The organism is Deinococcus arboris (assembly GCF_009755355.1).
Taxonomy (GTDB): Bacteria; Deinococcota; Deinococci; order Deinococcales; family Deinococcaceae; genus Deinococcus; species Deinococcus betulae.
On the sequence record NZ_WQLB01000002.1, the window covers coordinates 104,404 to 117,832 of the forward strand.

Consider the following 13,429-nt stretch of genomic DNA (forward strand, 5'->3'; position numbering starts at 1 on the left):
CCAGTGGGGGAAACGCGGTGGTACCACGGGACCTGTTTTCGTCTCGTCCGCATCCGGCCTACGCCGGCGGACGGGACGTTTTTTCGTTGTCTGGAGGAAGCAGCTATGACCACAGCACAGACCACCGGATATGAATTGCCGCTGCCAGAGGCGGCAGCGCTGGCCGAGCGGCGTGGCTGGCGCCAGCGGGTCCTGACCTACGTCACCCGCGCGCCTCACGAACTGCTGGTCTTTGAGCATCCGCCCATGTACCCCGACGCAGGCATTCAGGTGCCGGCGGGCGGGGTGGACCCCGGCGAGACCCCGGCTGAGGCGGCGGTGCGCGAAGCTTGGGAAGAAACCGGGCTGAGGCTGTCGGGTCCCGTGCACCTGGCGTCTTTTCACTGGACGCGCGGCGAAACATCGCAGGTCTGGCACTACTTCTGGCTGGCCGCGCCGCTGGCCACCCCCGACGACTGGCCCCATGTCGTGACTGCCGGCGAGACCGACGCCGGCATGACCTTCCACTGCCGCTTCGTGCCTCAGGCGTCCCACGGCCTGATTCCCGGCTTCGGGTACGAAGCCGCCCTGCCCCATCTGCTGATCCTGGCCGACCCGGAGCCCACCCCACAGGAGCCTTGCCATGACTGACCTCACCCACACCCCCGACGCCCCCGAGACCGACGCCTCCACCCTGGCCAAGCAGTTTGACCCGCAGGCCATCGAGCCGGGCTGGGCCGCCAAATGGCGCACCGAGCCGTTCCGGGCCGACGCCACCAGCGGCAAGGAGGCCTTTACCATCGTGATTCCGCCGCCCAACGTGACGGGCAACCTGCATCTGGGGCACGCGCTGGACAACACCCTCATTGACACCCTGATTCGCTACAAGCGCATGCAGGGGTTTGAGGCCCTGTACCTGCCCGGCATGGACCACGCGGGCATTTCTACGCAGGTGGTTGTGGAGCGGCAACTGCGTGACCAGGGCGCTTCGCGCCACGACCTGGGCCGTGAGGGCTTTCTGGAGCGGGTCTGGAACTGGAAGGCCGAGTCCGGGGGCATGATTCTGAATCAGCTCTCGCGCCTGGGCGTGAGTGCCGACTGGACCCGTGAGCGCTTCACGATGGACGAGGGGCTGTCGCGCGCCGTGCGTCACCAGTTCGTGCGGCTGTATCACGGCGGCTTCGCCTACCGGGGCGAGCGCATCGTGAACTGGGACCCGGCGGCGCAGACCACCCTCTCGGAACTGGAAATCGACCGTGAAGTCCGCAAAGGGAAGATGTCCACTCTGTCGTACAAGCTGCGTGACCCCCAGGCGGCGCCCAGCAACGGCGAGGCCGGCGAAATCCGCATCGCCACCGTGCGCCCGGAGACCATCTTTGCCGACCAGGCGATTGCCGTTCACCCGAATGACCCCCGCTTTGCCCACCTGATCGGCCAGGAGGCGCGCATCCCCCTGACAGAGCGCTACGTGCCCATCATCGCCGACGAGGCCGTCGAGATGGAATTTGGCGTGGGCGCCCTGAAAATCACGCCGGCCCACGACCCCACTGACTTTGAGATTGGCGAGCGGCACGGCCTGGCCCGGCCCAGTGTTATTGATCTGCACGGCAATCTGACCAGTGAGCTGGTGCCCGCCGAGTTCCGGGGCCTGGAGCGCTTCGCCGCCCGCAAGGCCGTGGTGAAGGCCCTGACCGAGTCCGGCGACCTGCTGGAAGAAAAGGACCACGACACCGCCATCGGCCTGTCCGAGCGTACCAAGGTGCCGGTGGAGCCCATCGTGAGCGAGCAGTGGTTCGTGAAGATGAAGCCCTTTGCCGAGCAGGTGCTGGCAGGGCTGGACGCGGGCGACATCCAGCTGACCCCCGAGCGCTACGCCAAGGTCAACCGCGACTGGCTGGAGAACATCCGCGACTGGAACATCTCCCGGCAGCTGTGGTGGGGCCACCAGATTCCGGCCTGGTACGACGAAGAGGGCAACCTCTACGTGCCTGACCCCGAGAACCCTGACCTCGACTGCGACCAGGACCCCCGCTATGCCCACCTGACCCTGCGGCGCGACCCCGACGTGTTTGACACCTGGTTTAGCAGCAACCTGTGGCCCTTTTCCACGCTGGGCTGGCCCGACACCGACCACGAGGACTTCCGCAAGTTCTACCCGACGCAGGTGCTGGTGACCGGCTACGACATCCTGTTTTTCTGGGTGGCCCGGATGCAGATGGCAGCCTACGGCCTGACCGGTCAGGCGCCGTTCAAGACGGTGATGCTCCACGGCCTGTACCTGGACAGCAAAGGCCAGAAGATGTCCAAGAGCAAGGGCAACGGCCTGGACCCCCTGGAGCTGTTTGACCAGTACGGGGTGGACGCCAGCCGCTTTGCCTTCGCCTTCCTGTCGACCGGCGGGCAGGACATCAAGCACGACCCCCGGCGCTTTGAGCAGGGGCGCAACTTCGCCAACAAGCTGTGGAACGCCGCGCGCTTTGCCCTGCTGCGCCTTTCAGAGGCCCTGCCCAACCTGCAAACCGCAGGCAGCGACGAGGACGAGGCGCTCATTCGGTACGTGCAAAGCGCCCTGGACGACACTGCCGGCGAGGCCATGCGCAGCCGCGACGCGATTGACGCCGTGCGCGCCCGCCCCGACCTCTCGCTGGCTGACCGCTGGATTCTCTCGCGCCTGAATGCGGTCACCGCCGAGGCCAGCGCCCACCTGGACGACTTTGATATTGGCGCGGCCATTCGCACCCTCTATGCCTTTACCTGGGACGAGTTCTGCGACTGGTACATCGAGGCGGCCAAGCCCGCCCTGAGTGAGGGCAAACTGACCACCCTGGTCACGCTCAAGGCCACCCTGGAACACATCCTGAAACTGCTGCACCCCTTCATGCCGTTTGTGACCAGTGAGCTGTACGCGGCTCTGGGCCACCGCCGTCAGGTGGCGCTGCACAACTGGCCCCGCCCCGAGGCCACCCTGCATGACGCCGAGGCCGAGGCGGCCTTTGAGGCCCTGCGCGCCGCGGTGGCCGCCGCCCGCAGCCTGAAGAGTGAACTGGGCCTCAGCCCGCAAGACCGCCTGAATGTGGTGGTCGAAGGCGACCTGGCCGCCACCGTCCACGACAACGCCCGCGTGGTGGAAGGCATGGCCCGCGTGGCCCTGGTGCCCAGCCTGGACGGCCGCACCCTGTCGCTGCCCCTGCGCGGCGTGACCGTGCGCGCGCCCCTGGAAGGCACCGTGGACATTGCCGACTGGGTGGGCAAGCAGAAAAAACGCCTGGTCGAGTTTGACAAGCAAATCAAACAGGCGCAGGGCAAGCTGGGCAACGAGGGCTTTGTGGCCCGCGCCCCCGCCGAGGTGATCGAGGAGGAAAAGCGCCGCGTGGCTGACTTCAGCGCCCAGAAAGAGCGGCTGGAGCAGGTGCTGGCTCAGTTCGCGTAAGGGCGGTCCCTGGTCCCGCTTCCAGCTGCGGCTGGGGGCGGGGCCTCTTTTTGCACGGCTTCAGTCAAACCATCTGTGCTATCTGAAAGGACCATGCGGCGCTTTTTCTTCACCACCCTTCTGCTCTTGGCCGGTGCTGGGCAAGCGGTTCCCCTCACGGTCTGGACGTCCTACGTGGCGGGTGACCGTCACTGGCTGGAGACAGAGGCCCAGGCGTTCACGGCGCGCACGGGTCACCGCGTTCAGGTGCGCCAGATTCCCTTTGATGAACTGGGGCCCCGTTGGCAGGCGGCAGGCCGTGCGGGGCCGGATGTGGTGGTGGGGGTTCCTGACGAGTGGCTGGGGGCCGTCATCGGGCTTGCCGCGCCCCTGACCCCTCAGGGCACGCCGGACGCGGCGGGTCAGCAGGCCTTTACCTCTGAGGGCCAGCTGCTGGGTCTGCCCCTTGTGGCCGAGGCCCTCGCACTGGTCTACAACGCGGGGCTGGTGCCCAGGCCACCAGCAACCTGGGCCGAACTGCGCCAGGTCATGAGCGAACAGGTCCGGGCGGGCCGCTTGGGGCTGGCCTCTGATCTGCAAGACCCCTATACGCAGGCCGGCGTCTTTGAAGCGTACAGTGCGCCAGTGTTCGGCCTGAAGGCGGGCCGCCTTGGTCCAGCCGACCTGGGCCTGGCCACCGAAGGGGCGGTGCAGGCCGGCACTTTCTTGCGGGAACTGGGGCAGGTAGAGGGCCTGGCCGGCACCCTCGATGATGAGGCGGCGCAGAAAGCGTTCACGAGCCGGCGCCTGGCCCTGTGGCTGACGGGGCCCTGGAACTTCGGGGCCCTGCAGCGGGCTGGACTGGACGTGCGTTCCGTGCCGTTGCCAGCGCCGCCCGGCGCCCCCGAGGCGTGGCAGCCGTTCGTGGGCCGGCAGGCGGTGATGGTCGCGGCCAGCAGTGCCCACCGCGCCGAGGCGACCGCACTGGCCCGCGCCTTAACGACGGATGAGGCGCAGTTGACGCTGTTTAAAGCGGGTGGCCGCCTCCCGTCCAGCCCGGCGGCGCGGGCCGTAGCCATTCAGGACAATCAGGCGCTCAGCGGGTTTGGGGAAGGCATCCGCCGGGGCGCGCCAGTGCCCAAGATCTCGGCCATGACTGCGGTGTGGCGGCCGTGGGCCGAGGCGCTGCGCCAGCTTCAGACCCAGCCTGATCAACCCGTGCGCGCCATTCTGGATCAGGCGGTTCAGAGGATCAGAGCCGCGCTTCAGCCGTGATACGGACTCTGACCATCCTCGGGCAGACTGCTGGGTAGAATCCGAGCGGCCTTGGAAAGCGGCGCCGCAGGCTTGAAAAGCTCCGCAGGAGAGCGAGCAGGAAAAGGTGCGGATTTCGCAAGATGGAAACGCAGCCGGTGCCTTTCTTTGCTGCGATGCACTGAAACGTCATATGGACTCCGATTGAATCGAGCAGAATGCTCGCTGAAATCCGAGCGGACTTGGAAAGCTGCGCAGCAGAGCGAGAGGGAATAGATGCGGATTTCGCGATATGGAAGCGCAGGCGGTGCCTGTCTTTGCTGTGCTGCAATGAAGCGGAATCCGCATCAGTTCGTCTGAGGGGTCAGCGGGGGTGGGCCTGCGGCTGCACCCAGTTCAAACCGCTGTGTAAATACGGTGGCAAAGCTAAATCCCGCCACCTGCCAGAACCACACGCTGCTGACCAGGAAGCCCACGCCACCGGCCAGCAGGCCCAGAAAGGAGCAGGCCAGGGCACACAGCACGACGCCCCAGGCGTGCCAGTAGGCCCGGCCGCCTTCGTGGACCCGGCGCAGCGCCCGCCAGGGGTCAAAGATTTCGCGGGGGTCGAGGTTCAGGCAGTAGTGGGTCATGTAGCCGGGCACAGCGGCGGTGGCCAGCACCCACAGCAGCGCCGCCAGCAGGTGCAGCGCCGGGCTGTGCAGGCTCCAGGCCAGCGTCTCGGCGGCCAGGGCGGGGCTGTGGTACTGCACCATGCCCAGAAAGGTCAGCCAGCCGTGGCGCAGCAGCGCGCTCCAGCCGGCCCAGTCCCAGCCACGGCGCCCCCAGGCCGGCCACGCGGGCCAGGCGGGTTGGCCTCTGTGCATGGCGTGAACGAGGGCAATGCGGTGTCCCATGTTCAGCAGCCAGCCCAGCGGAAATACCAGCAGCAGGGCGGCCCCCAGCAGCACCTCCCGGCGGGCCTGGGCATGCTGCACAGGAAACCGGAACGAGCTGCGCAGGCTCAGGGGCGTGGCCAGGGTCACGGGCGGCAGGGTGGACGTCACCCGTGCAGTCTGGCGCGGCCAGGCGCCGGGGGCGACCGCAGTTGTGGCTCCCGCCCGCTATGCTGCCCACATGGCCGCCACCCTAATGCTGCTCGTGGGCCTGCCCGGCGCCGGAAAGACCACGCTGGCGCGGCAGCTGGAGACTGGGCGCGCGGCCCTGCGCCTGACCCCCGACGAGTGGATGGCGCCGCTGTTCGGCGCAGGTGAGGCCGGGGAACAGCGCTGGCTGCTGGAAAGCGGCCTGTTGTGGAACGTGGCGGCGCGGGTGTTGACCCTGGGGATAAATGTCGTGCTGGACTACGGCTGCTGGGCCCGCCAGGAACGCGACCTGTTCCGGGCGCGGGCGGCGGCACTGGGCGTGGCGTTCGAGCTGCATGTGCTGGAGGTGCCGCTGGAGACCCTGTGGGCGCGGCTGGACGCGCGCAACTCGGCTCTACCGTCCCACACTTTCCCTGTCACCCGCGCCGAACTGGAGACCTGGGCGGGGTGGTATGAGGGGCCCGACCACGCCGAGCTGGCCCCCACCACCCAGCCGCCCTACCGGGCCGTCGTTCATCGGTGGCCGGCATGAGTCCCGCCACCCTCTCGGCTCTGGCCGATTGGCTGGGCACCCACCTGGCCGAGCCGCAGCCCCTCAAGCGCCCCGGCCCAGAGGCAGTGACGCGCCTGGCCCTGGCGCTGGAACCAGGCGATCTGCCCACCGACCCTCAGGCCGACGCCCTGTTTCTGCACCGCTCGCGCGGGGTGGGGGAGGGCTGGCCGGGGCTGGGGGTCCTGGGCGCCCACGACGGCTTTGACCTGCACCTGACCACCGGGCCGAACCGCGTGCTGGCGGCGCGACTGGGCTGGACGGCGGTGCAGCTGCTGCACTGGGAAGGCCAGCCAGCCGGACTGCTGGCCACGGCGCCTCAGGCCAGTTGGGGGGAGTTGCGGGCTGCCCTTCACGCCGAACTGGGCGGTGAGGATGAGGCCCTGGCGCCCAGGGAACCCGTGGCAAGGCCGCTGCGCGTGGCGCTGATGAACCGCCTCAGTCCGGGCACCGTGACGCTGGCGGCGGCACAGGGGGCGCACGTCTACTTGACGGGGCAGCAGCGGCCCTCGGCCCTCGCGGCCGTGCAGGCAGCGGGCCTGGGCTTGATTGCCCTAGGGCACCGCCGCACCGAATGGTGGGGGCTGGGGCAGCTGGCTGATCAGCTGCGCGCTGCGTTTCCGGGACTGGAAACCAGCCTGTACGGTGCGGTCAGGTGAGTGACTCCTGTCTTTCTAAGGTTCGGCGGAGCGTCAGTCGCGTGACACCGGATGTCGATTGAGACGCAGAGCCTTGCGCCGCCTCCCTCCAAAGCCAGTCGTTCTGGGCGGCAACTTCTTAGTCGGCCTCTGTTTCAAACGCCCACATTCTGGAAAGTCTCTGAATTACCAACGCATGCCCGGAACCCTTATTCCTTAATGCTCCAAAGGCTCTCGGACACGTCTGGAACAGGCATTCCATCTAGGCCCTTCTCAGTCGCTCTGGAAGCTACGGTGAGCAGCTTCGCCCCGGAGTTGTACGATGAGTCATGTTCGTAGAGCGCAAGCGGGAGGGGGGCAAGCCCGGTCAGCCCACTAAGGGCGGGGCCAGCCAGACGGGGCCGCAGGCTCCTGAGCAGGCGGGTTTGCCGCCAGCCCGGCCGCCACAGGTCGCGGCCCAGGTGCGGCGCGTGCCGGCCGCCCGGCGCCCTGCCCCCAACCTGGCCAGCCACGCCCAGGCCTTTGCAGCGGCCCAGAAAGGGGCCACTCAGGTGCTCAAGCCCCAGGTCAAGGCGGCCCCCCCGCAGCCGGTCAAGCGCCCGACCCTGCCGGCCAAAGTGGTGCCTCAGCCCGCCCTCAAGGCCTCGGCCCTCAACCCCAAAGCGGCCATGACGACAGCCGCCCGCCTGACCAAGGTGGCCGCCAAGAGTCCGGTGCGCGCCCAGTTCGCCAAGCCCAAACTGGACCACGCGAAACTGAAGGCAGCGGGCGTGTCGCCCTCGGCCGCGAACAGGAAACTGGCGGCGCAGCGCAAGGCCTCGGGGGCGCTGGCCAGCGCCTTTCTGGGACGCAACCGCGTGCAGGTGGGCACCTTGCAGCGGCAGGCCGGCGCGGCCCAGACCCGCCTGAAGACCCAGGCCCGCAAAGCTGGGGCGCAGGTGGCGCGCGCCGCCGCTACGCAGCAGGGCAAGGTCCGCGCCGGCATCTCGGCGCAAAAAGCCAGGGCGCGGGCGCGCGCCGCCGCCGGCACGGCGCAGTTGGCCGCGCGCAAAGCGGCGGCGCTGGCCGCACTGCCGGCCGCCACCCAGGCGGCGCGCACCCAGACGCAGACGCAGTATGCGGCGTCGGTCACCGCCGCGCGCACGGCGGCCAGCGCACAAAAAAGCGCGGTGCGCGCCGAATACGAGCGCCTGAAAGCCGATTATGTACGGGTGGGCGGCGAGGTGGGTCAGGAGGCCCGCAGCCGCGCCGAAACCCAGGCCCAGGCCTACGAATCGAATGTGACCGGCCAGAATGACAGCTTTCTGGAAGGGCCCCTGACTGACAACCGCTGGAAGGCCCGCGCGGGCGCCGCGCGGGAGGTGGGCGCGGCCTACGCCCCCGGCTTTCAGGAGCAGGCCCAGGACGAGGCCAACAAGCTGACGAGCGAGAGCGGCGGCCTGGGCAAGGACCTGAAAAACATTGACCTGGCCCTGCAGGACACCGAGCGCCTCCTGAAACAGCATCTGGACGCCTCTCACCGCCGCATCAGCGCGCGGGAGCGGCAGGCGCGTCAGCAGGCGCAGGCGGCCTACAGCAGCCTCAGCAGCAGCCTGCGCGCCCAGCTGGCCGGCACTCTGAGTGGCCTGGACGCCACCCAGGGTGCTCAGCTGGCCGCCATTGCCCGCCAGGCGCAGACGCAGCAGGCGGCGCTCAGTCGGCAGGCGGGCAGCGCCAGCACGTCGCTGGGCCGCTCGGTGACCGGGCTGGCCAAACAGCTGGACAGCCAGCTGAGCGCCTTTAGCACCCAGGTCGCCCGCGCCCAGGCGCCCGACCCGGCGGACCTGAGGCGCACGCTGGACCAGGCCCAGCGCGGCATCACGGCGGGCGTCAAGCGCGCGCAGCTGAGTTTTACCCAGGGCACGGCGCAGGTGACCGCAGGCCTGAGCCAGGGCGCCGCCCAGACGAGCGCCGCGCTGGGTCAGGTGGCCCGCGCCGCCGTGGGTCAGGGGGCGGCGCAGGCCGCCGGCTTTGACCGCTCGACCCAGGCGGTCGTGACGCAGGCGCTGGCCCTCTTTCAGGGCCTGACCAAGGCCCATCAGCAGGGCACCAAACAGGACGCGCAGAGCACCGCCAAGACACTGACGGCGCTGGAGCAGGGCCTGGACGGGTTGTATGCCCGCGCCCTCAAGAACCTGCCCGAGGAGCTGCGCGCCACCCTGCCGCCGCTGCGCGAGGGGCTCTCGGCCAACTTTCCGCAGGAAGACGCCGCTATCCGCGAAAACGCTGAGAAGGCGGCCGCGCAGGTGCAGCCGCGCTGGAAAGCCTGGGTCAAGATTGCCCTGATGGTCGCCGTCATCATCGTGGTGGCGGTGGTGGCGGGACCGGCCGTGATTGCGGCGGTGGGCGCCATGGCCGGGGCGCTGGGGGCCGGCGCGGCGGCCGGGGCCATCGGCGCGGTGGTGGGCGGCGCCCTGGTGGGGGCTGCCAGCGGCGCCGTCATTCAGATGGGCAACAACGCCATTGACAACATAGGCATGGACGCCAAGTTCCAGAAAAGCCTGTTTGACGGCGTGGGCAAGGCCGCCGTGCTGGGCGCAGTGGGCGGCGCCCTGGGCGGAGCCGGCGGCCTGATCGCGGGCAAACTGGGCACGGCGGGCCTGCTGGGCAGCGGCCTGACCCAGAAGGCCGGCACCTTTGCTGTGGGCACCACGTTCGACCTGGGCGGCAGCGTCCTGGGCGAGTTGATGACTGGCGCGTCCCTGGGTGACGCCCTGAAAAGCATCTCCAGCCCCGAGGCCATCATGATGATGGCGATTGGGACGGGCGTCGGCGCGGCCACCACCCGCCTGCCGGGCCGGGCGGGCGGCCTCCAGACCAAGGCCACGGCAGCGGGCGAGCGCTTTGGGAGCAACTTAGGCGACCGGGTCAACAATGTGACCGGCAACCGGCACGGCACAGTGCCCACAGAGATGAACCTTCAGGTCCGGGGCGACCAGGCCAGCGTGAAGGGGTATACGGACGGCCGAACACGCATCGAGGTGGGGCCGGAAACCTCGCCGGCCACCCTCCGGCAGCATGAGGCGGCGGCGCGCGACCTGCGGGCCGACAACAGTCTGGTTAACCGCACCCGCGCCAAACTTCAGGACATGCTGGGGTTTGAACCGACCAGCCCCAGGCCAAGGACCGAGCGCGCCCGGCTGACCGCCGAGACCGAGAAGCATCTGCAAACGGCGGCCAGACTGCGCCAGGAAGCGGACCTCGCGCCCAGCCCTCTGAAGCGCGAGCAGCTGCTGGAGCAGGCCAATCTGGCCGACGCGTATGCCAGGGACTACGCCCAGAAGGCCAAAGCCAGCCCCGAAGCCACCCCCGACACCGTGGGGCAGGTGGACACCCGGCTCAAGCGCGGTCCTGTGGCGGCCAAGGAACTGGGCTGGCCCGACGCCCCAGACGGCTACCAGTGGGCGCTGTACGAAGGGCAAACCAGGCCTCAGCTGAACGTGACCGACAAGAACAACGCGCCCATGCGTTACAACGAGACCACGCGCGCTTTCGAAAATACTGGCGACGCCACGATTCCAGCCAAGAAGGGCGACGCCTCCAAACATGACTGGGACAACGAGCTGGTGGTGGGCCAGCGGGACGGCCAGGACCTGAAGCTGCAAGCCGAGGTGCAAGAACGGCTTGACCGCCGCGCCCTGGCGCAGCAGGAACGGGACCTGCTGGAACTCAAGGGGCTGGGCGCCACCGAGGCAGACCTGGCGCGCATGAAGGTGCTCGACCAGCAGATTCGGGACGAGAGCCGGCAACTGGGCGAGCTGGCCGGCACCAACTACATCAAGAGTCAGTATCCCGAATCCGATCTGGTGTACCCGCCGCCCGGCGCGCCGTCCCGCTCCGGGGACTTTGACCAGGTGTGGCGGGTCAAGGACGCGAACGGCAAGCTGAAGTACATCGTAATTGAAGCCAAGGGCGGCTCCAGTCCGCTGGGGCGCCGCCGCATTGAATCCGGCGAATTTGCCGAGCAGGGCAGCAAGGACTACTTCACCGATATCCTGAACAACATGGTGCGTAACCGCAACGCGGACCTCAAAGCTGTGGGCCGGACGCTGGACGGCGCCTACGAGCAGGGCAACGTGAATTATCTGGAGGTCCGGGCGCCTGTCGTTACCACCCGCACGACCGACACCCAGACGGGTCAGGTCACCGTGAGCAACGAGGTCACGCAGGTGGTGGTGCGCGAGTTTGACTTGAATCCGGTGGGAGGCCAGCCATGAGTCATGTCCTGGCGGAAGAGTACGTCTTTGAAACGTTGGAAGAGGACATTGCCTGGTACCGCCAGTCTGTGCGCGATTCCCTGGCCCGCGCCGAGGAGCCGCAGCACAACCTGACCTGGCTGGCCACCAAAGCCTATGACCTGACCACCCTGTTGGTGCTGGCCGGCCGCGCGTCGGACCCGGAGTGCGGCAATATGGCGTGGCTGGCAGGCAACGCTGAAGCCTTTGCCCTGTACCTCTCTCTCTTCCCCAAGGGCGAGAAGGAACTGGAAGTCCTGCTGCCCAACCCGCCGCATGGCCTCCTGAGTATCGGGCGTACCACGACGGGGCCCGCCAGTGCTTCTCCCGGCCACTGGTTCAAAGCTTTCTATCTCACCCTGCTCTGGGATGAGCCGGTCGTGATGATAGAAACGCTGATGCGGCCCTACGCCCCGGTGTTTGCGGCTTCTTCGACGCGGGCGCCGGCCTACCGCACCCTGCAGGTCGAGGCGGCGCAGGCCCTCTACACCCGCGCGCCGGATGTGCTGGAGAAACTGATCGCCGCCCTGGACGCCATGCAGGCGCCGGGCCTCGACCCTGAAGACCAGGCGTTTGCCACCGAGATCGCCATGTGTGAGGCGGGCATGATGACCCGCCTGGCCCAGGGCGACGAGGCCAGCTTTAACGGCGAAGTGCGCCTGGCCCTGGAGCGCCATGTCAAGTACTACCAGCGCGACGAGGACCTGAGAAATAAGTCAGTGGCCTGGATTTGCCTGCCCGCCCTGGGGCTGTGCGCGCTGGCCCGGCGCCGAGGGATGAAGGTCACGGTGCAGTCCCCCCTCTTGCCGCTGGAACTGCTGGGTTAGGCGCTCATACGGACTCCGATTGAATCGAGCAGTCTGCTCGGTGAAATCCGAGCGGACTTGCAAAGCTCCGCAGGAGAGCGAGCAGGTACGAATGCCGCGAGAGGGAGGCGCAGACGGTGCCCTTACGGCTGTGCCGTCATGAAGCGGCATCCGTCTCAGGGTTGAACGCTGAGCAGTGAAGGGGGCCTCCCTTTCACTGCTCTAGAGCGGCTGCAAGAGACAGCAACGTGGGCAGAGTCAAAGGCTGCCTTTGAACCCCCAGCTTGAAGTGCCTCCTTCAGCCCCGGCTCCAGGCTGCTGCCTGGGTCAGGGCCTGGGCGGCGGCGTCCACCTCGGCGGGCGTGGTGGCGGCCCCAAAACTGAAGCGCAGTGTGGCGCGGGCGTCGGCCTCACTCAGGCCAATGGCCGTCAGGACGTGGCTGGGCTGCATGGTGCCGGCGCTGCACGCGCTGCCCGCACTGGCGGCGATGCCCAGCATATCCAAGTTCATCAGCAGGGCCTCGCCGTCGGCGCCCGGCAGGGTCACGCTGGCCACCTTGGGGCTGCCCTCTGGGGCGTGGTTCACGCGCAGGCCCGGAATGGTCTGAACAGCGGCCACAAAGCGCTCCCGCAGGGCCGTCAGGTGGGCAAATGTCGCCTCACGCGCGGCCTCGGCGTGGGTCAGGGCCACACCGGCGGCGTACACGCCCGCCGTGTCCTGGGTGCCGGGGCGCCGGCCTCCCTCCTGACCGCCGCCGAGGGTCAGGGGCGGCAGGTCGGCGCCGCGCGCCACATAAAGAAAGCCCACCCCGCGCGGCCCGCCCCATTTGTGTGCGCTGAAACTGGCGTAACTCACGCCCCAGGCTGGCAGGTTCACCGGTAGTACCCCCGGCGCCTGCACCGCGTCGGTGTGGTAGGGCACGCCCGCCTGCGCGGCCAGGGCGGCCAGCGCGGACGTGTCCTGCATTGTTCCCAGTTCGTTGTTGGCGTGGTGAACAGACACCAGCGCCGTGTCTGGCCGGAGCGCGCTCGCCAGCTCGGCTGGGTCGTAGCGTCCGGAGGCGTCGGGGGTCAGCCACGTGACCGCCCAGCCCTGCGCGGCCAGGGCGCGGGCCGGGGCCAGCACCGCCGAATGCTCGGTGGGCGTGGTGATCAAGTGGCCGGGGCGTCCGTGAACCTCCTGCCAGGCGCGCGTGACGCCCAGCAGCACGTGGTTGTCGCCTTCGGTGCCGCCACTGTTCGCCAGCAGGGTTCGGGGGTCCACACCCAGCGCCGCCGCCACGTGGGCGCGGCCCTCTTCGAGCCGCTCGCGGGCGGCCTGACCGGCGGCGTGAACGCTGGCAGGGTTCCCAGGCAGCGCGGCGGCGGCGGCGTAGGCGGCCAGCGCCTCGGGGGTCATGGGGTGCGTGGCAGCGTAGTCCAGGTAAATCATGG

At 68.7% G+C, this 13,429-nt stretch carries 9 protein-coding genes; 7 read left to right on the plus strand and 2 right to left on the minus strand.

What is annotated here, in order from left to right; genetic code table 11:
* Positions 1-105: 105 nt before the first annotated feature.
* From GO986_RS02005 to GO986_RS02015, 3 genes are all read left to right on the plus strand, one after another.
* A complete protein-coding gene (locus GO986_RS02005) occupies positions 106-630 on the plus strand; it encodes an NUDIX hydrolase (protein ID WP_157457545.1) in 525 nt (174 codons plus the stop codon).
* Complete coding sequence (locus GO986_RS02010; protein ID WP_157457546.1) at positions 623-3,409, plus strand: valine--tRNA ligase; 2,787 nt, start codon at positions 623-625, stop codon at positions 3,407-3,409. Before GO986_RS02005 ends, GO986_RS02010 begins: the two co-directional genes overlap by 8 nt.
* A gap of 93 nt (positions 3,410-3,502) precedes the next feature.
* The gene (locus tag GO986_RS02015; protein ID WP_157457547.1) at positions 3,503-4,663 is read left to right on the plus strand and encodes a sugar ABC transporter substrate-binding protein; all 1,161 of its coding nucleotides are present in this window, start codon (positions 3,503-3,505) and stop codon (positions 4,661-4,663) included.
* 326 nt (positions 4,664-4,989) lie between these two features.
* Here the strand turns inward: GO986_RS02015 and GO986_RS02020 are convergent, their stop codons facing one another.
* Positions 4,990-5,688 (minus strand): hypothetical protein, encoded by a 699-nt coding sequence (locus GO986_RS02020; protein ID WP_157457548.1) that lies wholly within the window; start codon positions 5,686-5,688, stop codon positions 4,990-4,992.
* Positions 5,689-5,758: 70 nt separating this feature from the next.
* On the opposite strand from GO986_RS02020, the gene GO986_RS02025 reads away from it, so the two are divergent.
* The 4 genes from GO986_RS02025 (at position 5,759) to GO986_RS02040 (ending at position 12,016) form a co-directional block, all read left to right on the plus strand.
* Positions 5,759-6,259: a P-loop nucleotide/nucleoside kinase family protein gene (locus GO986_RS02025; RefSeq protein WP_157457549.1), complete on the plus strand. Its 501-nt coding sequence runs from the start codon at positions 5,759-5,761 to the stop codon at positions 6,257-6,259.
* Positions 6,256-6,936, plus strand: coding sequence for a Nif3-like dinuclear metal center hexameric protein (locus GO986_RS02030; protein WP_157457550.1), 681 nt, complete (start codon positions 6,256-6,258; stop codon positions 6,934-6,936). The genes GO986_RS02025 and GO986_RS02030 overlap by 4 nt, the downstream gene beginning before the upstream one ends.
* A 308-nt stretch (positions 6,937-7,244) precedes the next feature.
* The gene (locus GO986_RS02035) at positions 7,245-11,171 is read left to right on the plus strand and encodes a hypothetical protein (protein WP_157457551.1); all 3,927 of its coding nucleotides are present in this window, start codon (positions 7,245-7,247) and stop codon (positions 11,169-11,171) included.
* Entirely contained in the window at positions 11,168-12,016 is an 849-nt protein-coding gene (locus GO986_RS02040; RefSeq protein ID WP_157457552.1) for an immunity 49 family protein, read from the plus strand. The genes GO986_RS02035 and GO986_RS02040 overlap by 4 nt, the downstream gene beginning before the upstream one ends.
* A gap of 277 nt (positions 12,017-12,293) precedes the next feature.
* Here the strand turns inward: GO986_RS02040 and GO986_RS02045 are convergent, their stop codons facing one another.
* Positions 12,294-13,427: a cysteine desulfurase family protein gene (locus tag GO986_RS02045; protein ID WP_157457553.1), complete on the minus strand. Its 1,134-nt coding sequence runs from the start codon at positions 13,425-13,427 to the stop codon at positions 12,294-12,296.
* Positions 13,428-13,429 lie beyond the last annotated feature (2 nt).